At 62.6% G+C, this 21,949-nt stretch carries 18 protein-coding genes and 1 pseudogene; 15 read left to right on the forward strand and 4 right to left on the reverse strand.

The window, feature by feature from the left end; all coding sequences use genetic code 11:
* Positions 1-127 (reverse strand): annotated as a pseudogene (locus tag I8N66_RS19525) (sugar-binding transcriptional regulator); the annotation flags it as partial.
* A 310-nt stretch (positions 128-437) separates the two neighbouring features.
* On the opposite strand from I8N66_RS19525, the gene I8N66_RS19530 reads away from it, so the two are divergent.
* Together I8N66_RS19530 and preA are read left to right on the forward strand one after the other, a co-directional pair.
* A complete protein-coding gene (locus I8N66_RS19530) occupies positions 438-1,799 on the forward strand; it encodes an NAD(P)-dependent oxidoreductase (RefSeq protein WP_113535635.1) in 1,362 nt (453 codons plus the stop codon).
* 20 nt (positions 1,800-1,819) lie between these two features.
* On the forward strand, positions 1,820-3,133 hold the full coding sequence (preA, locus tag I8N66_RS19535) for an NAD-dependent dihydropyrimidine dehydrogenase subunit PreA (RefSeq protein WP_104668042.1): 1,314 nt from the start codon (positions 1,820-1,822) through the stop codon (positions 3,131-3,133).
* Between the two features lie 76 nt (positions 3,134-3,209).
* Here preA and I8N66_RS19540 read toward each other — a convergent pair whose 3' ends face one another.
* Positions 3,210-4,232, reverse strand: coding sequence for an NAD(P)-dependent alcohol dehydrogenase (locus I8N66_RS19540; RefSeq protein WP_291156843.1), 1,023 nt, complete (start codon positions 4,230-4,232; stop codon positions 3,210-3,212).
* 106 nt (positions 4,233-4,338) lie between these two features.
* Between I8N66_RS19540 and I8N66_RS19545 the strand changes: the two genes are divergently transcribed.
* From I8N66_RS19545 to I8N66_RS19555, 3 genes are all read left to right on the forward strand, one after another.
* On the forward strand, positions 4,339-5,238 hold the full coding sequence (locus I8N66_RS19545) for a LysR family transcriptional regulator (protein ID WP_113535636.1): 900 nt from the start codon (positions 4,339-4,341) through the stop codon (positions 5,236-5,238).
* Positions 5,239-5,513: 275 nt separating this feature from the next.
* The gene (locus I8N66_RS19550) at positions 5,514-7,190 is read left to right on the forward strand and encodes an adenylate/guanylate cyclase domain-containing protein (protein WP_113535637.1); all 1,677 of its coding nucleotides are present in this window, start codon (positions 5,514-5,516) and stop codon (positions 7,188-7,190) included.
* A gap of 39 nt (positions 7,191-7,229) precedes the next feature.
* Positions 7,230-8,159, forward strand: coding sequence for a DMT family transporter (locus I8N66_RS19555; protein ID WP_291156847.1), 930 nt, complete (start codon positions 7,230-7,232; stop codon positions 8,157-8,159).
* Between the two features lie 16 nt (positions 8,160-8,175).
* Here the strand turns inward: I8N66_RS19555 and I8N66_RS19560 are convergent, their stop codons facing one another.
* Entirely contained in the window at positions 8,176-8,829 is a 654-nt protein-coding gene (locus tag I8N66_RS19560) for a TetR family transcriptional regulator C-terminal domain-containing protein (RefSeq protein ID WP_113535638.1), read from the reverse strand.
* 282 nt (positions 8,830-9,111) lie between these two features.
* Between I8N66_RS19560 and I8N66_RS19565 the strand changes: the two genes are divergently transcribed.
* Both I8N66_RS19565 and hydA read left to right on the forward strand, forming a co-directional pair.
* Positions 9,112-10,362 carry a Zn-dependent hydrolase gene (locus I8N66_RS19565; protein ID WP_113535639.1) on the forward strand — a complete coding sequence of 417 codons (1,251 nt, stop codon included), beginning with the start codon at positions 9,112-9,114 and terminating at the stop codon, positions 10,360-10,362.
* An 82-nt stretch (positions 10,363-10,444) separates the two neighbouring features.
* Complete coding sequence (gene hydA, locus I8N66_RS19570; RefSeq protein WP_113535640.1) at positions 10,445-11,899, forward strand: dihydropyrimidinase; 1,455 nt, start codon at positions 10,445-10,447, stop codon at positions 11,897-11,899.
* A 93-nt stretch (positions 11,900-11,992) separates the two neighbouring features.
* Here hydA and I8N66_RS19575 read toward each other — a convergent pair whose 3' ends face one another.
* Complete coding sequence (locus tag I8N66_RS19575; protein WP_291156852.1) at positions 11,993-12,406, reverse strand: cupin domain-containing protein; 414 nt, start codon at positions 12,404-12,406, stop codon at positions 11,993-11,995.
* A 121-nt stretch (positions 12,407-12,527) separates the two neighbouring features.
* Here I8N66_RS19575 and I8N66_RS19580 point away from each other — a divergent pair, with 121 nt between their 5' ends.
* The 8 genes from I8N66_RS19580 (at position 12,528) to I8N66_RS19615 (ending at position 21,931) form a co-directional block, all read left to right on the forward strand.
* A complete protein-coding gene (locus I8N66_RS19580; protein WP_291156854.1) occupies positions 12,528-13,319 on the forward strand; it encodes an ABC transporter ATP-binding protein in 792 nt (263 codons plus the stop codon).
* Positions 13,309-13,773 (forward strand): GNAT family N-acetyltransferase, encoded by a 465-nt coding sequence (locus I8N66_RS19585; RefSeq protein ID WP_291156856.1) that lies wholly within the window; start codon positions 13,309-13,311, stop codon positions 13,771-13,773. The genes I8N66_RS19580 and I8N66_RS19585 overlap by 11 nt, the downstream gene beginning before the upstream one ends.
* Positions 13,770-14,105 carry a hypothetical protein gene (locus tag I8N66_RS19590; protein ID WP_291156858.1) on the forward strand — a complete coding sequence of 112 codons (336 nt, stop codon included), beginning with the start codon at positions 13,770-13,772 and terminating at the stop codon, positions 14,103-14,105. Before I8N66_RS19585 ends, I8N66_RS19590 begins: the two co-directional genes overlap by 4 nt.
* Positions 14,106-14,107: 2 nt before the next feature.
* Positions 14,108-14,992: an ABC transporter permease gene (locus tag I8N66_RS19595; protein WP_113535644.1), complete on the forward strand. Its 885-nt coding sequence runs from the start codon at positions 14,108-14,110 to the stop codon at positions 14,990-14,992.
* Positions 14,989-15,858 carry an ABC transporter permease gene (locus I8N66_RS19600; RefSeq protein WP_291156861.1) on the forward strand — a complete coding sequence of 290 codons (870 nt, stop codon included), beginning with the start codon at positions 14,989-14,991 and terminating at the stop codon, positions 15,856-15,858. Before I8N66_RS19595 ends, I8N66_RS19600 begins: the two co-directional genes overlap by 4 nt.
* Positions 15,859-15,909: 51 nt before the next feature.
* Positions 15,910-16,902: an ABC transporter substrate-binding protein gene (locus tag I8N66_RS19605; protein ID WP_113535646.1), complete on the forward strand. Its 993-nt coding sequence runs from the start codon at positions 15,910-15,912 to the stop codon at positions 16,900-16,902.
* 518 nt (positions 16,903-17,420) lie between these two features.
* Complete coding sequence (locus tag I8N66_RS19610; protein WP_113535692.1) at positions 17,421-18,602, forward strand: efflux RND transporter periplasmic adaptor subunit; 1,182 nt, start codon at positions 17,421-17,423, stop codon at positions 18,600-18,602.
* Positions 18,603-18,616: 14 nt separating this feature from the next.
* Positions 18,617-21,931: an efflux RND transporter permease subunit gene (locus tag I8N66_RS19615; RefSeq protein ID WP_291156864.1), complete on the forward strand. Its 3,315-nt coding sequence runs from the start codon at positions 18,617-18,619 to the stop codon at positions 21,929-21,931.
* The last annotated feature ends 18 nt before the right edge of the window (positions 21,932-21,949 follow it).

Here is a 21,949-nt window from a genome sequence, read left to right on the forward strand (position 1 = left end):
GCGCCGACTGGCGCGAGATGCCCATGACGGTGGCAATTTCATCCTGGGTGCGGCCGGCGACATAGTATAGCCAGCCGGCCCGGGCAGCATCGTCAAGCCTGTTGTTCGCCTCGCCCCTGCGCGCCATCGCGGTTCTCCGTTCCCCGATCACGATAGTTTTGGATCCTGTCGATCCAAAACTATCGTGATCGATCCTCATAAGCAGAGCGGGGTGCGGGCGGAAAACCGCGCACACTTTTCCTCACCCCGCTCTGATTTGCTGCCACTATTTGCCCCGCCCTGTCAAACAGCGACTAAGAACAAGGGCTTGTCATGTCTGGCGCAAAGCCCCGGATCGCAAGGCTTTCCGGTCAATTCCATCTCAAACTTTTACCGTTTGATAAAAAAATAAAGCGTGTTACCGTTCCATCATCCTGAGAAAACATTGGGAGCCAAAAATGGGAACGACACAATCTGGGATCCTCGGCGGCCGCCTGCCGCTCGGGGAGTACGAGAGCAATTTCTCCGACCTCCATCCACCGCTCGACAAGCACGAGGCCCTCGTCGCTTCCGACCGCTGTTATTTCTGCCATGACGCGCCGTGCATGACGGCCTGTCCCACCTCCATCGATATCCCGCTGTTCATTCGGCAGATATCGACCGGAAACCCGATCGGATCGGCCAAGACGATCTTTGATCAGAACATTCTGGGCGGCATGTGCGCCCGCGTCTGTCCCACCGAAACGCTGTGCGAACAGGCCTGCGTTCGCAACACCGCCGAGGAGCGCCCGGTCGAAATCGGCCGCCTGCAGCGCTATGCGACCGACGTTGCGATGAAGGAGAACAAGCAGTTCTACACCCGCGCCGCTTCCTCCGGCCGCAAGGTCGCCGTCGTCGGCGCCGGCCCGGCGGGGCTAGCCGCGGCCCATCGGCTGGCCGTCAAGGGCCACGACGTCGTGATCTACGACGCCCGTCCGAAGTCGGGCGGCCTCAACGAATATGGCATCGCCGCCTACAAGTCGGTCGATGACTTTGCGCAGAAGGAAGTCGACTACGTGCTGTCGATCGGCGGCATCGAGGTGCGCAACGGCCAGGCACTCGGCCGCGATTTCAGCCTCTCCGAACTCTCTGAACAATATGACGCCGTCTTCCTCGGCCTCGGCCTTGCCGGCGTCAACGCACTGCGCCTCGAAGGTGAAAATGCCGAAGGCGTTGACGACGCCGTCGACTTCATCGCTGCACTCCGCCAGTCCAAGACCAAGGCCGACATCCCGGTCGGTCGCCGCGTCGTCGTTCTCGGCGGCGGCATGACCGCCATCGACGCGGCCGTACAGGCGAAGCTCCTCGGCGCCGAAGAGGTGACGATCTGCTACCGCCGCGGCAAGGAGAACATGAACGCCTCCGAGTTCGAGCAGGATCTGGCAGCGTCCAAGGGCGTCACCATCCGCCACTGGCTGCAGCCGAAGCGCATTGCCGAGAAGGATGGCAAGGTCGCCGGCATCGAGCTGGAATACACGACGCTCGAAGACGGAAAGCTGACGGCGACGGGCGAAACGGGTATCATTGCCGCTGACCAGATCTTCAAGGCAATCGGCCAGAGCTTCCTCGGAAGTGGCCTCGGCGCCCTGAAACTCGAAGGCGGCCGTATCGTCGCCGATGCCGAAGGGCGAACCTCGATCGACAACGTCTGGGCCGGCGGCGACTGCGTGCTCGGCGGCGAAGACCTCACGGTCTCGGCTGTCGCCATGGGTCGCGATGCGGCTGAATCGATCAACCGGGCCTTCGCTGCGGCAGCACCGCACGCGAGCGCAGTTGCCTAAAGGATCGGGAGGAGGAACCAATGGCTGATCTTCGCAATAACTTCGTCGGCATCAAATCCCCGAACCCGTTCTGGCTGGCATCCGCCCCGCCGACGGACAAGGCCTACAACGTCGAGCGCGCCTTCAAGGCGGGCTGGGGCGGCGTCGTCTGGAAGACGCTCGGTGAGGAAGGACCGCCGGTCGTCAACGTCAACGGACCGCGCTATGGCGCGATCTGGGGTGCCGATCGGCGCCTGCTCGGGCTCAACAATATCGAGCTCATCACCGACCGCGACCTCTATGTGAACCTGCGCGAAATGAAGCAGGTGAAGATGAACTGGCCGGATCGTGCCCTGATCGCGTCGATCATGGTGCCCTGCGAGGAAGAGGCGTGGAAGGCGATCCTGCCGCTGGTCGAGGAAACCGGCGCCGACGGCATCGAACTCAACTTCGGCTGTCCGCACGGCATGTCCGAGCGTGGCATGGGTGCTGCGGTCGGCCAGGTACCGGAATACATCGAGATGGTCGTGCGCTGGTGCAAGCAGTACACGCGCATGCCCGTCATCACCAAGCTGACGCCGAATATCACCGACATCCGCAAGCCCGCCCGCGCCGCCAAGGCCGGCGGCACCGACGCCGTCTCGCTGATCAACACGATCAACTCGATCGTTTCCGTCGATCTCGACAACTTCGCGCCGAACCCGACGGTCGGCGGCAAGGGCACCCACGGCGGCTATTGCGGCCCGGCGGTCAAGCCGATCGCGCTCAACATGGTCGCCGAGATCGCCCGCGATCCGGAAACCTACGGCCTGCCGATCTCCGGCATCGGCGGCATCACCACCTGGCGCGACGCGGCCGAATTCCTGGCGCTCGGCGCCGGCAACGTCCAGGTCTGCACCGCGGCCATGACCTATGGCTTCAAGATCGTCCAGGAAATGATCTCGGGCCTTTCCGACTGGATGGACGCCAAGGGCCACCGCAACCTCGACGACATCACCGGACGCGCGGTCCCGAACGTCACCGACTGGCAGTATCTGAACCTCAACTACATCGCCAAGGCGAAGATCGACCAGGATGCCTGCATCAAGTGCGGTCGCTGCCACATCGCCTGCGAGGACACCTCGCACCAGGCGATCACGCAGTTCGTCAACGGCGTACGCCACTTCGAGGTGATGGAAGACGAATGCGTTGGCTGCAACCTCTGCGTCAACGTCTGTCCCGTCGAAAACTGCATCACCATGGAAGAGCTGCCGGTCGGCACGATCGACCAGCGTACTGGCAAGCCGGTTGATCCGAACTATGCCAACTGGACGACGCACCCGAACAACCCGATGGCCCGCCAGGCCGCGGAATAACGATACCCGAGCGGGTTTGCCCGCACCGCATCGAACGAAGCCGCCGGACCTCCAGCCGGCGGCTTCGTCGTTCAACTCAGACCTCGACGACCACCTTGCCGAACGGACCGCGGTCGAGATGCGCGAGCGCTTCCGGCAATTCGGAGAATCGGTAGCGCGCGTCGATCACCGGCTTGATCCCCGTCCTGTCGATGGCGCCGACAAGATCTTCCAGCGCCCTGCGATGGGCGACGCCGATGCCCTGGATGACAGGCGATTTCAGAAGAACCGGCGTCACCGGCGCAGAGATCTCGGCGCCCTCGAATACCCCGATGACCGAAATCCTCCCTTGCACAGCCACCGCCTGCAGCGACTTTCCGAGATTGGCGCCACCGGCGAGTTCCAGGATGTGGTCGGCGCCGTGATCACCGGTGATCTCGAGGACACGCTCCGCCCAATCTTCCGACACGCGGTTGATGCCGTGATCGGCGCCGAGCGCCCGTGCTCGGTCAAGCTTGTCCTGGTTGCTTGAGGTCACGATGACTTCGGCGCCGTGTGCCTTGGCGATCTGCAGCCCGAACAGCGAAACGCCGCCGGTGCCCTGCACCACGACACGGTCGCCCGCCTTCGGGTCTCCCCTCTCGACCAGCGCGAACCAGGCCGTCACCCCGGCACAGGGCAAGGTGCTCGCCTCGCCGTCGTCGAGGCTTTCAGGCGCCTTCACGAACCAGCCCTCCGGGAAGGCGACATATTGCGAAGCGACACCCGGATTGAGACCGCCGAGCGCGAATGAGGTGGGGTAACGGGCCGTTCCAGGCTTCTGGCCGTCGATCCAGGTGGGATCGAAGACGGAAATCACCCGATCGCCCGGTTGGAAACGGGTCACGCCGCGACCGACCGCTTCGACCACACCGGCCATGTCGGATCCCGGCACAAAGGGAAAAGAGAGCGGCATACCCATGCCGTTTTCCAGGACCATCTTGTCGCGGAAATTCAGCGACAGGGCGGTCGTGCGAACGAGCACCTCCCCCGGGCCGGCCTCGGGAACGCGCCGCTCGGTGAGCTTCAGGTTGGAGGCACCGAACCTGTCGATGGTCCATTCCTTCATCAGTCTTGCCATGGTCATTCCTTTCATCGGTTTGATCTGATGAAGAAACCATAGCGTTGAAATTATCTCTCCAGTTGCGATATGATTTCGCCATATTGGTTCTCTGAAGGATACAAATATGAGCTACCTCAACGGTGTCTCTGTGTTCGTGGAAGCGGCCGATGCCGGCGGCTTTTCCGCCGCCGCCGAAAGGCTCAACCTGTCGCGCTCTGCGGTCGGCAAGGCCGTTGCAAAGCTCGAACAGCGGCTGGGCGTTCGCCTTTTCCATCGCACCACCCGCACCCAGAGCCTGACCGACGAGGGCCAGCTCTTCTACGAAAACTGCCTGCGGGCGCTCGGCGAAATCCGGGCCGGCGAGGCCCTGCTGGAATCCGGCAAGCAGGAGATCCAGGGCCGCCTGCGCCTGTCGATGCCGGTGCATTTCGGTCGCCAGTGCATCATGCCGCTGCTGTCGGAACTGCTACGCACACACCCGCGCCTGGAGTTCGACCTCAATTTCAGTGACCGCAACGTCGATCTCGTCGAGGACGGCTTTGACCTTGCCATCCGCACCGGTCCGCTGCGCAGCGATCCGGAGCTGATGACACGAAAGATCGTCGATCAGCGCATGACCGTCTGCGCCTCCCCCGCCTATCTCGAAGCGAACGGCACGCCGGAAACGATCGATGACCTGATGTCCCATCAGGCGATCCTCTATCGGCGCAGCGGTCAGCCGCATGCCTGGTCATTCCCGGGAAAGGGCGCGCAACTGCGAACCGTCACGCCTCCGTCGCGGCTGCGGCTCGACGACCTGACGTCGATCGCCGATGCGGCAGCCGGCAGCTTCGGCATCGCCTGGCTGCCCTGCTGGCTCGTCCGCAACTGCATCGCCTCCGGCTCGCTGGTGCGGATTCTCGTCGATACGCCGGCGCTCTCCTACGGCACCTATGTCGTCTGGCCGAAAACCCAGTACATGCCGTCAAAGCTGCGTCTGCTCATCGACACGCTTGCCGAGCGCTTGCCACCGATGATGGAATGACGGCAACGCCAGGACTGCAACCGGTGCAAGCGAAAGCAGGAACGCTTTTTAATAGGTCAGCCGAATCCCGCTGAATAGCGCTCTCGGCCGATAACGAACAGGACACGAAAACGAAACAGATTGTGTAAAAATGGTAAGTTGTCGGCTCGCACGATCTGGATAATAAGGGAGAACTCATACGGGGTGCGCCGTGGGCCCGATCAGGGCCGCAGCGCGATCTCCGACGGTTTTGACACTGCAGCCGGACGACGCTCCGGCAGAGCCGGACTTGTTGCTTGACGATCATTTCGGCCAACCGACGCAAGCGAATACACCTCGTCTCCGGGGCCATCCTCGGTACGTTCGTCCTGGCGCATTTCTTCAACCATTCGCTCGGCCTGATCTCCATCGACGCAATGGAGACCGCCCGCAAGGGCTTCAATCTGATCTGGCACAGCGTCCCCGGCACGGTGCTCCTCTACGGCGCCCTGCTCCTGCACTTCACCATGGCGCTCGAAAGCATCTATCGTCGGCAGACGCTCAGAATGCCCGCGCGCGAAGCGCTTAAGATCATCTTCGGTCTCAGCCTGCCTTTCCTGCTGATCGGCCACGTCACTGCCGCACGCGTCGAGCCGCTGTTCACAGGCATCGATACCAATTACCCGGACATGCTGCGAATACTCTGGTCGAATTCGTTCAATGCGACCAGGCAATCGGTCGCCCTCTTGCTCGTCTGGGGTCACGGCTGCCTCGGCGCCTGGTTCTGGATGCGCGGCCGCCCTTGGTTCCCGCGCTACGAGATTCTGCTCTACACGGTTGCGATCCTCGTACCGATTTTCGCACTGCTTGGCTTTGTCAACGGTGCCCGCTCGATGGAGGACGGCTACGCCGAACATGGCGGCTACGGCGACACGGCCTATCGGAAGCCGGCGGTCGATCTGACGCTCCTCGAGGATATCCGTCTCGGCCTCTATTTTGGTTTTGGCGGCCTGATCGCCGGCACCTTCCTGTTGCGGGCCATGCCGAAGGGCGGTCGCATTCGCGTCCGTTATCCCGACGGCCGCGTCGCGACCGTCAATCTCGGCTTCAGCGTGCTGGAAGCAAGCCGCGCAGCCGGTATCCCGCATGTCTCGGTCTGCGGCGGCCGCGGGCGTTGCTCGACCTGCCGCGTGCGCGTCATCCAGGGACTGGAGGACCAGCCCGCCCCCGAGGACGCGGAGCTTGCGACGCTTACCCGTATCGGGGCGCCCGACAATGTCCGCCTAGCCTGCCAGTTCCGTCCGGTCCACAACGTCACGGTCGTGCCGATCCTCGACAGCGACAGTCTCGGCATCAAGAAGCAGCTCGGACGCGAGGGCGGCGAAGGCCGCGAACGGCGGATCGCCGTGCTCTTCTGCGATCTGCGCGGCTTCACCAGCATTGCCGAACACAAGCTGCCTTTCGACACCGTGTTCCTGCTCAACCGCTACTTCGAGATGGTCGGCGAAGCGGTCGAGGATTCCGGCGGCGTCATCGACAAGTTCATCGGCGATGGCGCACTCGCGATCTTCGGGCTCAAGAGCTCCTATAGCGAGGCCTGCCGGCAGTCGCTGGCAGCCTCCGTGCGGATATCCAAGGGCATCGAGACGCTCAACCAGACCTTCCGCGGCGAGCTTGACGAGCCGTTGCGCATCGCCATGGGGCTGCACGCCGGTCCCGCCATCATCGGCGAGATCGGCTATGGTCAGGCGACGTCGCTGACGGCGGTCGGCGATACGATCAATACCGCAAGCCGCCTGGAAGGCCTCGCCAAGGAACACGACGTGCAGCTCGCCGTTTCTACCGAACTCGTCAACCGGGCTGGCCTGGTGATCGAGGGGCACGAGCGGCTGGACATCAGCCTGCGCGGCCGGCAGGCGACGCTTGAAACCTGGATCGTCGAGGATGCCGCACGCATCTCCGAGGCCTTGCAACCAACGCCGTCAAACGCTTAGTTATCGTTCCCTTCTCCCTCATACTTCCCGGAATCGTGAATGAAGCAGGACGTATCCCCGAAAACGGCCCATCAGGTTCACGCGAAAGGCATCGAAAAGCTCAGGGCGCATCTGGCGATGATGAGCTTTGCCGTCCTGATCGCCGGCTCCTTCTCCTTCGGCGGGCTTGCAACCCAGCACATGGGCGCAGGGCCTTTGACGCTTTGGCGCTACCTGCTGACCGTCGTCGTCCTCGGTCTGATGACCTTCGGCTATGCGCGGGTGCCCTTCCACTTCCCCAAGCAATGGTGGCGTTTCCTCATCCTCGGCGGTCTGATCGCCGTCTACATGTTGACGATGTTCAAGGCGCTGGAGTTCACCAATCCGGTCTCGACCGGCGCCGTTTTCACGCTGATGCCGCTGCTGAGCGCCGGCTTCGCCTACCTGCTGCTCGGCCAGCGCACACGCCCGGGCGTGCTTGCCGGCCTCATCATCGCCGCACTCGGCGCTGTCTGGGTGATCTTCCGCGCAAATATCCAGGCGATCCTTGCCTTCGATGTCGGTCAGGGCGAGCTGATCTTTTTCGTCGGCGTCATCTGCCACGCCATCTATGTACCGCTGATCCGCAAGTTCGGACGCGACGAAAGCCCGTTCGCCTTCGGCTTCTGGGTTGCGGTCTTCACCGTTCCCTGGCTGCTGGTGCCCGGCGGCGCCGGCCTCGTCACCACCAATTTTGCAGCCCTGCCGGCAATCGTCTGGATCGCCGTCCTCTATCTCGCCGTGGTCACCACCGCGATCACCTTCCTGCTGTTGCAATACGCCTCGATGCGCCTGCCGGCATCGAAAGTGCTCGGCTACGGCTATCTGACGCCGACCTTCATCATCCTGCTGGAAGGCTTGCTCGGCCATGGTTGGACCAGCCTGCCGGTGCTTGCCGGCGCGCTCACCACTGCCTGCGGCCTGCTCTTGATGGCGCTGTTGCCGGATTGAAAATCAGAAGAGCGGCTCAAGCCGCCGGCTGCTCGCTCACCTGCAACCCGTCGACGAAGAGCCGTTCGAGGAAGCGTGCCGCATCCTCGAAGCGCCCGTCCCCGGCATTGCCTTGGCCGAGCACGGCGCGCACCTGCACATCGAAGTCGGCATAATGCTGGGTGGTCGACCAGATCGCGAAGATCAGGTGATAGGGGTCGCATTTGGCAATCTTGCCGGCCTTGGCCCAACTGCGGATCACCTCGGCCTTCTCGTCGACCAGCGACTTCAAGGGTCCCTTGAGTTCGTCTTCGATATGCGGCGCGCCCTGCAGCACTTCGTTGGCGAAAAGCCGGCTTTCGCGCGGGTAGTCGCGGGCCATTTCCAGCTTGCGCCGGATATAGCTGCGGATCTCGGCAACCGGATTTCCCTCGGCATTGAATTCACGCAAGGGATCGAGCCAGGTATCGAGCACCCGGTCGATCAGCGCACGGTGCATCGCTTCCTTGGTGCGGAAGTAATAGAGCAGATTGGGCTTCGACATGCCCGCCACTTCGGCGATCTGGTCGACGGTCGCGCCGCGAAAACCATTGGCGGAAAAGACTTCGAGCGCGGCTTCCAGGATGCGCTCTTCCTTTTCCTCCTGGATGCGTGTCCGCCTCTGGGTCCTGGCCGCTCTCGGTAATACCATCTGTCCCCCTGGCGATGCCCGCGCGCTCGTCGCGCAGGAACCGGTCTGCCCAATTTCTGGCCTCGCCATCTTCTTGGGCAACAACTTCGTTTTTTTGTTTTTCCGGCTTGAGTGCCGCAACGGAAGTTGTAATGTTTACCAACCGGTCAAATTATCAGCCAGTTCACCGCCAAAGGCAACGGCTGATCGAAGGGCACCAGAAAAAACCAAGCCTGGATTTGACCACGGGAACATAAGGGCGCGCCGATCAAGGCAAAGCCCTGAAAAGATGAGGAGACCGCCGTGGCTGCACCTGGCGAGAACATGCGCGTCAATGCCGACCGCCTGTGGGATTCACTTATGGAGATGGCCAAGATCGGCCCTGGTGTCGCAGGTGGCAACAACCGCCAGACCCTGACCGACGAGGATGCCGAAGGGCGCCGGCTGTTCAAGTCCTGGTGCGATGAGGCCGGGCTTACCATGGGCGTCGACACCATGGGCAATATGTTCTTCACCCGGCCCGGCACCGACCCGGATGCGCTGCCCGTCTATATCGGCTCGCACCTCGATACCCAGCCGACCGGCGGCAAATATGACGGCGTGCTGGGCGTGCTCTCGGGACTTGAGGTCGTCCGTTCGATGAACGACCTCGGCATCAAGACCAAGCACCCTATTGTCGTGACCAACTGGACCAATGAGGAAGGCGCGCGGTTCGCACCGGCCATGCTCGCGTCGGGCGTCTTTGCCGGCGTGCACACCCAGGATTTCGCCTATGGCCGCAAGGACCCGGAAGGCAAGACCTTCGGCGACGAGCTGAAGCGCATCGGCTGGGTTGGCGACGAAGAGGTCGGCGGCCGCAAGATGCACGCCTATTTCGAATATCACATCGAGCAGGGCCCGATCCTCGAAGCCGAGGGCAAGGACATCGGCGTCGTTACGCACTGTCAGGGCCTGTGGTGGCTGGAGTTCACGCTGACCGGCCGCGAAGCCCATACGGGTTCGACCCCTATGAACATGCGCGTCAATGCCGGGCTTGCCATGGCCCGCATCCTGGAAATGGTCCAGGGCGTGGCGATGGAGAACCAGCCAGGCGCCGTCGGCGGTGTCGGCCAGGTGTTCTTCTCGCCCAATTCCCGCAACGTGCTGCCGGGCAAGGTGGTCTTCACCGTCGACATCCGCTCGCCCGACAAGGCCAAGCTCGACCGCATGCGGGCGAAGATCGAGGCCGAAGCACCGAAGATCACCGAGGCGCTCGGCGTCGGCTGTTCCATCGAGGCGATCGGCCACTTCGAGCCGGTGACCTTCGACCCGAAGCTGGTGAGCGCCGTGCGCAATGCCGCCGAGCATCTCGGCTATAGCCACATGAACATTATTTCCGGCGCCGGTCATGACGCCTGCTGGGCCGCCAAGGTGGCGCCGACGACGATGATCATGTGCCCCTGCGTTGGTGGCCTCAGCCACAACGAGGCAGAGGACATCTCCAGGGAGTGGGCCAGCGCTGGCGCCGACGTCCTCTTCCACGCCGTCGTCGAAACGGCCGAAATCGTCGAATGAGTTTGCGGGCGGGACGAAAGTTCCGCCCTTTTTCGTGGCGGTTGCCTGGCCGCCGGAAGCGCAATCGCGAGGATCAAGAACCATGAGCACTGTCATCAAGGGTGGAACCATTGTCACGGCCGACCTGACCTATAAGGCGGACGTGAAGATCGAGGGCGGCAAGATCGTCGAAATTGGCCCTAATCTTGCGGCCGACGAGACGTTGGATGCGAGCGGCTGTTACATCATGCCGGGCGGCATTGACCCGCATACGCATCTCGAAATGCCCTTCATGGGCACCTATTCCTCCGACGATTTCGAAAGCGGCACGCGGGCGGCCCTTGCCGGCGGCACGACCATGGTGGTCGACTTTGCGCTGCCTTCTCCCAACCAGTCGCTGCTCGAAGCGCTGACCATGTGGGACAACAAGTCGACCCGCGCCAATTGCGACTATTCCTTCCACATGGCGATCACCTGGTGGAGCGAGCAGGTCTTCAACGAGATGGAGACCATCGTTCGGGACAAGGGCATCAACACATTCAAGCACTTCATGGCCTATAAGGGCGCGCTGATGGTGGATGACGACGAGATGTTCTCGTCCTTCCAGCGTTGCGCCGCCCTTGGCGCGTTACCGCTGGTGCATGCCGAAAACGGCGACGTCGTCGCCCAGCTGCAGGCAAAGCTGCTCGCCGAAGGCAACAACGGGCCGGAAGCACATGCCTATTCGCGTCCGGCCGAAGTCGAGGGCGAGGCGACCAACCGCGCGATCATGATCGCGGACATGGCGGGCTGCCCGGTCTACATCGTTCACACCTCCTGCGAACAGGCGCATGAAGCGATCCGCCGCGCCCGCTCCAAGGGCATGCGCGTCTTCGGCGAACCGCTGATCCAGCACCTGACGCTCGACGAAACCGAATATTTCAACAAGGACTGGGACCATGCGGCCCGCCGCGTGATGTCGCCCCCCTTCCGCAACAAGCTGCATCAGGACAGTCTCTGGGCCGGCCTTGCCTCCGGCTCGCTGCAGGTGGTGGCGACCGACCATTGTGCCTTCACGTCCGAGCAGAAGCGCTTCGGCGTCGGCGACTTCACCAAGATCCCGAACGGCACAGGCGGCCTCGAAGACCGCATGCCGATGTTGTGGACCCACGGCGTCAACACCGGCCGCATCACCATGAACGAGTTCGTGGCGGTGACCTCGACCAACATCGCCAAGATCCTCAACATCTACCCGAAGAAGGGCGCGATCCTCGTCGGCGCCGATGCCGACCTCGTCGTCTGGGATCCGAAGCGCACGAAGACGATCTCCGCCAAGAGCCAGCAGTCGGCGATCGACTACAACGTCTTCGAAGGCAAGGAGGTGAAGGGCCTGCCGCGCTACACGTTGAGCCGCGGCGTCGTCGCGATCGAGGAAAGCACGATCAAGACCCGCGAAGGCCACGGCGAATTCGTCCGCCGCGATCCCTTCCCGGCAGTCAGCTCCGCCCTTTCGACCTGGAAGGAAGTGACAGCACCCCGCGCCGTCCAGCGCACCGGCATTCCGGCCACGGGCGTCTGAGGGCTCATGTTTCGCGGCTTGCACTTCTTCGCGCCGCTCTGTCCCACCGGACATGTCCCGCCACATTGGCGGGACGCCTCGGCGTGGGATCCGTCAGGCGGGCACGAGCGCATCGAGTTCGGGCAGGAGCACGAGGCTTTCGCGTTGGTTCGGGTCCGTGCGTGCGATGACCGCCGAACAGGGCTCGCTCGACCGGTTCTCCGGAAGGTGCGGCGTGCCGGCGGGGATGTAGACCATCTCGCCGGCCCGAGCGATGACGTGCTCCTCCAGCCGCTCGCCGAACCAGGTCCAGGCCTCGCCCGAAAGCACATAGATCGCCGTCTCGTGGCTCTCGTGCAGGTGCGCCTTGGCACGCGCGCCCGGTGGGATCGTGACGATATGCATGCAGAGCCCCGTCGCCCCGACGGTCTCCGCCGCAATGCCCTCGAAATAGTTGAGCCCCTGCTGGCCGGCCGTCACGCCATCAGGACGAACCACGCGACAGCCCGGATTGGATGATCGAGACATGAGCGTTCTCCAGAATTCCCTGAAAAACCAGCAACAAACGGCTCCGCACCCAAATCCGCGATTGCATGTTGCCGGTCCGGATAGCAGTCTGACACAGACCAGCCAGAATGAGTATTCGCCGATGACGTCCAATACCGCATCCGTGGTTTCGGCCCGGGACCTCTGCCTGACCTTCGAAACTGCCGATGGACCGGTTCACGCGTTGACCGGCGTCAATCTCGACGTTGCCAAGGGCGATTTCGTTTCCTTCATCGGCCCGTCCGGCTGCGGCAAGACGACCTTCTTGCGCGTGATCGCCGATCTCGAAAGGGCGACCTCCGGCAAGATCAGCGTCAACGGCATGACACCCGAGGAAGCACGCAAGCAACGGGCGTACGGCTACGTGTTCCAGGCGGCCGCGCTCTATCCCTGGCGCACCATCGAAAACAACATCGCCCTGCCGCTGGAGATCATGGGCTATTCGAAGGAAGAGAAGAAGGCGCGCATCGAGCGCACACTCGACCTCGTCAATCTCTCCGGCTTCGGCAAGAAATATCCCTGGCAGCTTTCGGGCGGCATGCAGCAGCGCGCCTCGATCGCCCGTGCACTGGCGTTTGACGCCGACCTGCTTTTGATGGACGAGCCCTTCGGTGCGCTTGACGAGATCGTCCGCGACCACCTGAACGAACAGCTCCTCAAGCTCTGGGCCCGCACCAACAAGACGATCTGTTTCGTCACCCACTCGATCCCCGAGGCGGTCTATCTCTCCACCAAGATCGTGGTGATGAGCCCGCGCCCCGGCCGCGTCACCGACGTGATCGAATCGCCGCTGCCGCGCGAACGGCCGCTTGGCATTCGCGAAACGCCGGAGTTCCTGGAAATCGCCCATCGCGTCCGCGAAGGCCTGCGTGCAGGACACAGCTATGACGAATAGCATCGGCATCCGCCGGGCCGAACGGGACGACATGGCCGCCTGCGCCGGCATCCTCAATCGCTGGATCGACGCGACGCCCTGGATGCCGCGCGTCCACGATCATGCCGATGTGGAGCGCTACTACGCCGAAACCGTCTTTGCCGAACGCACCGTGATCCTGGCGGAGGAGGATGGCGAGATCGCCGGCTTCCTTTCCCTCTCCGACGACCACCACGTCACCGCGCTCTATATCGACAAGCGGCACCGCGGCGCCGGTATTGGCGCCCGTCTGATCGCCACCGCCAAGGCGATGTCACCGGACGAATTGAGCCTGTGGACCTTCGAACACAACCGTGATGCCCAGCGCTTTTACGAGCACCAGGGCTTCGAAGCGGTACGATGGACCGACGGCGACAACGAGGAGCACCTGCCGGATATCCTCTATCGCTGGCGCGGCAGGGAGGTGCGGGTATGAACCTTGCCTTTGGCCTCTGGATGCTTTTGGCGACGACGATTTTCCTTGGCGGCGCCACTGCCTCGCGCGCCTATGTCTCCAACAATCACCTCGGCATGCTCTGCCTCGCCCTCGGGCTCTACGTAATCGGCAACATCATCATGGTGAAGCTCATGCGCGAGGGCGGCCTCGGCCTTGCCATCTCGCTTTCGGCGATCGTGCAGCTCGTGATGGTCAATGTCATCGCCTTCGCGGTGTTCGGCGAACGATTGAGCCTCACACAGGCCGCCGGCGTGCTTCTCGGCATCGTCGCCATGGGCCTGATGTTGTTCCCCGCAAGCGGAAAGGCGTGACGATGCAGGAACCGAGTTTCATCAGGGACAAGTTGGTGCCGGTCGGCACCGTCGTCCTGCTGCTGATCGCCATCTGGTATGTCGCGGTCGTCTTCCTCAACGCGCCCTTCGAGCGCGATACGGCTGCGCGGGCCGGCACCGAGATCAGCTTCTCCGACATCGTGCGCAACACCATGGCGCAGGAGCGCCCGGTGCTGCCGGCGCCGCATCAGGTGATCGCCGAGATCTGGGATACCACCTTCAACAAGGCGATCACCTCGAAACGCAGCCTCGTCTATCACGCCTGGGTCACGCTTTCCGCGACCCTGCTCGGCTTCGGTATCGGCGCGGCACTCGGCATCCTGCTCGCGGTCGGCATCGTGCACAATCGCGCCATGGACCGCTCGCTGATGCCCTGGGTGATTGCCAGCCAGACGATCCCGATCCTCGCGGTCGCACCGATGATCATCGTCGTCCTCAATGCCGTAGGCATCTCCGGTCTGCTGCCGAAGGCGCTGATCTCCACCTACCTGTCCTTCTTCCCCGTCGTCGTCGGCATGGTGAAGGGGCTACGCAGCCCGGAGACCATCCAGCTCGACCTGATGCACACCTATAACGCCTCGTCGGCACAGACCTTCTGGAAACTCCGCTGGCCTTCGTCGATGCCCTATCTCTTCACCTCGCTGAAAGTCGCCGTCGCCATCTCGCTGGTCGGCGCAATCGTTGGCGAACTGCCCACCGGCGCCGTCGCCGGCCTCGGTGCCCGCCTGCTCGCCGGCTCCTATTACGGTCAGACGGTGCAGATCTGGGCGGCACTGTTCATGGCGGCGGCCCTCGCCGCAATCCTCGTCATGATCGTCGGCTTCGCCCACACGGCCGTCCTGAAGCGCATGGGAGCCAAGCCATGAACCTTCCCATCCTTGTGGCCGCGATCGTCTTCTGGCTCGCCGCCTGGGCCCTCAACGAATGGCTGGTGCGCCAGAACTTTGAGAGCCCCGCCGCCAGAAGCGCTGCGCACTTTGCCGTGCCGCTGATCTTCGGCATCACCATCCTGGTCCTCTGGGAAGGCATCGTGCGGGGTTTCTCCGTGCCATCCGTTCTGCTGCCGGCCCCCTCGATGATCTGGCACAAGCTGATCAACTCGCTGCCGACGCTCGGCGCCGATTTCCGCCAGACCTTCCTGAAGGCGGTACTGATCGGTTACGCGCTCGGTTGCGGTCTCGGCTTCGCGGTCGCGATCCTTATCGACCGTTCGCCCTTTCTGCAGAAAGGCCTGCTGCCGCTCGGCAACTTCGTCTCCGCCCTCCCCGTCATCGGCGTTGCGCCGATCATGGTAATGTGGTTCGGCTTCGACTGGCAGTCGAAGGTTGCCGTCGTCGTCATCATGACCTTCTTCCCGATGCTGGTGAACACGGTCGCCGGCCTTGCCGCCGCCAGTCACATGGAACGCGACCTGATGCGCACCTACGCCGCGTCCTGGTGGCAGACCCTCGTCAAGCTGCGCCTGCCGGCCGCCTGGCCGTTCATCTTCAACGCGCTCAAGATCAATTCGACGCTGGCGCTGATCGGCGCCATCGTCGCCGAGTTCTTCGGGACCCCCATCGTCGGCATGGGGTTCCGGATTTCCACGGAAGTGGGACGCATGAATGTCGACATGGTCTGGGCCGAGATCGCCGTTGCGGCGGTCGCTGGTTCCGCCTTCTACGGGGTGGTTGCACTCATCGAGCGTGCCGTCACCTTCTGGCATCCTTCCATCCGCGGAGGGCGCGCCTGAGCCTGCTTAAAGAACTTTAATAAAATGAAGTAAAAACAAGAGGGAACTGACATGAACAAAAGACTCGCATCGCTTCTCGCCGCAGGCGTCTTTTCGCTCGCAGCGTTCCAGGCCGAGGCCGCCGACAAGGTGACGCTGCAGCTGAAATGGGTAACCCAGGCACAGTTCGCAGGCTATTACGTCGCCAAGGACAAGGGCTTCTACGAGGAGGAAGGCCTTGACGTCGACATCAAGCCCGGCGGTCCGGATATCGCCCCAGCACAGGTGATCGCCGGCGGCGGCGCAGATGTGATCGTCGACTGGATGCCTTCAGCGCTTGCCACCCGCGAAAAGGGCGTACCGCTCGTCAACATCGCCCAGCCCTTCAAGAAATCCGGCATGATGCTGACCTGCCTCAAGGAAACCGGCGTCACCAGCCCCGACAAGTTCAAGGGCCAGACCCTCGGCGTCTGGTTCTTCGGCAACGAATATCCGTTCCTTTCCTGGATGTCGCACCTGAAGATCCCGACCGATGGCGGCCCGAACGGTGTCACCGTCCTAAAGCAGGGCTTCAACGTCGACCCGCTGATCCAGAAGCAGGCCGCCTGCATCTCGACCATGACCTATAACGAGTACTGGCAGGTGATCGACGCCGGCATCAAGCCGGACGACCTCGTCACCTTCAAGTATGAAGATCAAGGCGTCGCGACCCTGGAAGACGGCCTCTACGTGCTCCAGGACAAGCTCAAGGACGCTGCCTTCAAGGAGAAGATGGTCAAGTTCGTGCGCGCCTCGATGAAGGGCTGGAAGTACGCCGAGCAGAACCCGGACGAAGCCGCGGATATCGTTCTTGAAAACGACTCCACCGGCGCGCAGACGGAAAAGCACCAGAAGCGCATGATGGGCGAAGTGGCGAAGTTGACCTCCGGCTCGAATGGCGCACTGGACGAAGCCGATTACAAGCGCACGGTACAGTCCCTGCTTGCAGGCGGTTCCGATCCCGTGATCTCCAAGGAGCCGGAAGGCGCCTGGACCCACGAAATCACGGACGCCGCACTGAAGTAGACGGTAGCCAAAACGTCAAAAGAGGGTCGCACGATCGTGCGGCCCTCTTCCGTTTTCTTAGCGGCCGTTCGCATCCGCCAAGTTGCCGCCGGGTACCGGGCGTGGGGGTGGTAACGCAGCTGGCAACGGCGCTACCTTTGCTCGCCATTGTCAAGATCGTGTCAAGATCGCAACCATAACCGCAGAACAGGTTGAATATTGAGGCACCATTGCTTCGTGCACTCTTGTAAGCGTCCAAAGCCGAGATTACATAGGCCCGGATGTTTGTTGGAGGCAGGCATGGCGGAGGACACCCTTTTCCCGATGCATTGCCTGCGGTAACCGGTCCCAGTTCCGCCCGCGTCTACGGTCTGATACCGTGCACGCGGAGCGCGAAATGCGGAGAAGCGCAGTCTCCTGTCCCCGTGCAATCCGCCGGGGCGCGATGTCGGCGTGATAAAATCGCCTGATTGCCCGTGGATCCTGCCTTGAGCGGTGATCCGCTCGATATTGTTTCCATTGCCGGGACTGTAAAGCCGATGGCTCAAAAAGTATTGCCTGTTCTCAGCGTGTGCGCTGCGATGACCTTTGGTTCGCTTTCGCCGGCCCGGGCCGAGGAAGCGGCGCAACCGAAGCCGGCGCTCCCCTCCATCGTCGTGACCACGGCGGTCGACCAATCGATCAGCGACCGCGTTGTTGCGACCGGAACCATACAGGCGGTGGAACAGGTCTATGTCGCCCCGATGGTCGACGGTCTTTCGATCCGCACACTCAATGTCGATGTCGGCGACAGGGTCGAAGCCGGCAGCGTGCTCGTGGTCCTCAACGACGACGCGCTTCGCCTGCAGAAGAGCGAACTCGAAGCGTCGCTTGCCAAGGCAGAAGCCGGGCTTGCGCAGTTGAACGCACAGCTCAGCGAAACCAAGGCCAACAACGATGAAGCCAAGCGCGTCAGCGAACGTGCCGCCGAACTCTCCAAGAACGGCACCGTTTCGACGGCCGAAGCCGACCGGGTCCGCGCGCTCGCCATCGCGACCCAGGCGCGCGTCCTGTCTGCCGAGCAGGCCGTCGCCGTTGCCAATGCCGACATCAAGGTAGCCGAAGCGCAGATCGACGACATCGATCTTCGCCTCGCCCGCACCTCGGTCAAGGCCCCCGTCAGCGGTGTCATCTCGGCCAAGAACGCCAAGGTCGGTGCGATTGCCACCGGCAACAGCGAACCGCTCTTCGCCATGATCCGCGATGGCGCGATCGAGATGAAGGCAGACGTCGCGGAAGCCGATATCATCAAGCTCGCGGTCGGCCAGCCGGCTATCGTGACGCTCGCTGGCGGCAACACCAAGGTCGAGGGCACGATCCGTCTGATCGCCCCGACGGTCGATCCCGTCAGCCGCCTCGGCACCGTCTTCATCAGCCTGGCGGATACCGAAAAGGCACGTGCCGGCATGTATGCAAGCGCGCTGATCACCGCCGAACAGAAGCAGACGGTGGTTCTGCCGCAAACGGCCGTTACCAATGAGAACGGCCGCACCATCGTTCGCAAGGTCGAAAACGGCGTCATCCGCATCCTGCCAGTCAGGACAGGGATTTCCGACGGCAAGTTCATCGAGGTTCTCGAAGGCTTGAAGGCCGGCGAGGAGGTCGTGGCCCGGGCCGGCGCCTATGTACGCGACGGCGACCACATCAACCCCGTCAAATCAGCACAACCCGCGACCAACTGACAGGAAGCGTGACCATGAACTTCTCAGCCTGGTCCATCCGAAATCCGATCGCTCCGATCCTCGCCTTCGTTGTGCTGCTCGTACTCGGCTATCAGTCGTTCGTACGTCTGCCGATTACCCGCTTCCCCAACATCGACGTGCCGATCGTATCGATCAGCGTGGCGCAGAGCGGCGCATCGCCGGCCGAACTCGAAACCCAGGTCACCAAGGAAATCGAGGACGCGGTCGCCAGCGTCACCGGCGTCGACCATATCCAGTCGACCATCAACGACGGAACGTCGACCACGGCCGTCATCTTCCGCATGGAAGTACCGACGACGCAGGCGGTGCAGGACGTCAAGGACGCCATCGACCGTATCCGCGGCGACCTGCCCACCTCGATCGAAGAACCGATCGTCTCGAAGGTCGACGTCGAGGGCCAGGCGATCCAGACCTTCTCGGTTTCCGCACCCGGCATGTCGCTGGAAGAACTCTCCTGGTTCGTCGATGACGTCATCAAGCGCGAAATCCAGGGTAAAAGCGGCATCGGGCGCGTCGACCGCTACGGCGGCGCCGACCGCGAAGTTCGCGTCGAGCTCAATGAAGACAAGCTGAATTCGCTCGGCATCACCGCCGCCGACGTCAACGGCCAGCTCCGCCGCATGAACATGGACCTGGGGTCCGGACGCGGTCAGGTGGGCGGCAGCGAACAGGCGATCCGCACACTCGGTGACGCCCGCAACGTCGACCAGCTCGCCAACACGATGATTTCGGTGCCGAGCGGCCGCTTCGTTCGGCTCTCCGAACTCGGTACCGTTACCGATACCTATGAGGAGCCCCGCTCCTTCTCGCGCTTTAACGGCAATCCCGGCGTGACCTTTGCGGTCTTCCGCGCCAAGGGTGCCAGCGAGGTGAGCGTCGCCGAAACCGTTGCCAAGTCGCTCGAAAAGATCCGTGCGGCGAACCCTGACGTCACCATCGAGATGGTCGACGATTCCGTCTACTTCACCTACGGCAACTATGAAGCGGCGCTAGACACGCTGATGGAGGGCGCGCTGCTCGCCGTCATCGTCGTCATGCTCTTCCTGCGCAACTGGCGGGCCACGCTGATTTGCGCCATCGCCTTGCCGTTGTCTGCCGTTCCGACCTTCTGGGTCATGGAACTGCTCGGCTTCTCGCTCAATCTCGTCAGCTTCCTCGCACTGACACTTGCAACCGGCATCCTTGTGGACGACGCCATCGTCGAGATCGAGAATATCGAGCGGCATATCCATATGGGCAAGTCGCCCTACCGGGCTGCGATTGAAGCGGCGGATGAAATCGGCCTCGCGGTGATCGCAACCACGTTCACGATCATCGCGGTTTTCATCCCGGTGTCGTTCATGCCGGGGATTGTTGGCCAGTACTTCATCCAGTTTGGCCTGACCGTGGCCGTTTCGGTCTTCTTCTCGCTGCTCGTCGCACGCCTGATAACGCCCGTCATGGCCGCCTATATGATGCGTCCTTCCAAACTTGACGGGCATCATGCCGAAGACGGCACTCTGATGCGCAACTACACGCGTCTGGTTCATGCGACGACGAAGCGCTGGTACATGCGCTACCTAACGGTGCTCATCGCGATCGGCGTGACCGTGGCCTCCATGGTCGCTCTGTTCATGTTCGTGCCCGGCGGGTTCCTGCCTCCGGACGACACATCGCGTGTCAGCCTGTCCGTCGAACTGGCGCCTGACGCCATGCTGGAAGACACCGACCGGACGACCGCGCAGATCTACGAAAGGGTCAAGGACCTGGACGGCGTCGAAAGTGTGTTCGTGCTTGGCGGTGCCTCGCCGAAGGGCGACCTGGAACTGCGCCGGGCCACCGTGACGGTGCTGCTCGAAAAGCGCGACCACTCGCTCTTGAATAAGGTCGTCAACGACGTCTTCGGCAAGCTGCCGGTCGTCGGCCCGTATTTGCCGAAGTTGCCGCCGTCGGGACGCATCATTCCGCAGTCGCAGATCGAGAAGGAGATCTTCGCCCGCGTGCGCGATTTGCCGGATGTCCGGGTGATCAAGCTCAACGACCGCGGCGAGCGGGAACTGTCGTTCAATCTGCTTTCCAACAACGAAGCCGATCTCGACAAGGCCGTCGGCATTCTGGAAGGAAAGCTGCGCAGCGATCCGTTGCTCGCCAATGTCAGCCCGGACGGCGCACTCCCCCGTCCCGAGCTGCAGATCCGTCCGCGTGACGAGCAGATGTCGCGCCTCGGCATCACCACCGCGCAGATCTCGGAAGTCATCCGTGTCGCCACCATTGGCGACATCGACGCCGCCCTGACGAAAATTGCGCTCGATGGTCGGCTGATCCCGATCCGCGTTCAGGTCAACCGCGATTTCCGCACGGACATCGCCGCGATCCGCAATCTGAAGATCCAGACCGCTTCGGGCTTGACGGTGCCGCTGTCGAGCGTCGCCGACATCAACTATTCCGAAGGCCCGAGCTCCATCAAGCGCTACGACCGCAACCGCGTCGTCGCGCTCGGTGCGGATCTTCCGATCGGCGTGGCACTCAACACCGCCTCCGCACGCTTCCTGCAGATTGCGGACGAAGCCAAGATGCCGTCCACTGTTCAACTTCTGAAAAGCGGCGACGCAGAGGTCGAAGAGGAAATGCAGCAAAGCTTCGTCAACGCCATGCTGCTTGGCCTGATGCTGGTGCTGGTGGTGCTGATCCTGCTCTTCAAGGACGTGATCCAGCCATTCACCATCCTGTTCTCGCTGCCGCTTGCGATGGGAGGTGTCGCGGCCGGACTGATCCTGACGCAGAACTCACTGTCGATGCCGGTGCTGATCGGCATCCTGATGCTGATGGGTATCGTCACCAAGAACGCCATCCTTCTCGTCGACTTCGGCATCGAGATGATGCACCACGGCATGGACCGGAAACTGGCAATGATCGAAGCTGGCCGCAAACGCGCGCGCCCGATCATCATGACATCGATCGCCATGTCGGCGGGCATGCTGCCCTCCGCGCTCGGCGTGGGTGAAGGCGGTTCCTTCCGTGCGCCAATGGCAATCGCGGTAATCGGCGGCATCATCGTCTCGACGATCCTGAGCCTCGTCGTCGTGCCATCCTTCTTCCTGATCATGGATGACCTGTCGCGCCTGCTCGCCTGGATCTTCGGTCGCTTCGTCGGCAAGAAAGACGACGAGAACCTGCCTCTCGATCGCGAGGCCCTGACGGGTCTCGTGCAAGAGCAGAGCAAGACGATCGAAGGTCTGGAAGATCGGTTGAAGACACTGGAATCGGAACAGACCAAGGGACGATCCGGCGGCAAGGTCATCAACCATCCCGCACTCGCCGCCGAATAGATCGTTGGCCTGAGGGCT

Source organism: Ensifer sp. SSB1 (genome assembly GCF_016652895.1).
Classification (GTDB): domain Bacteria; phylum Pseudomonadota; class Alphaproteobacteria; order Rhizobiales; family Rhizobiaceae; genus Ensifer.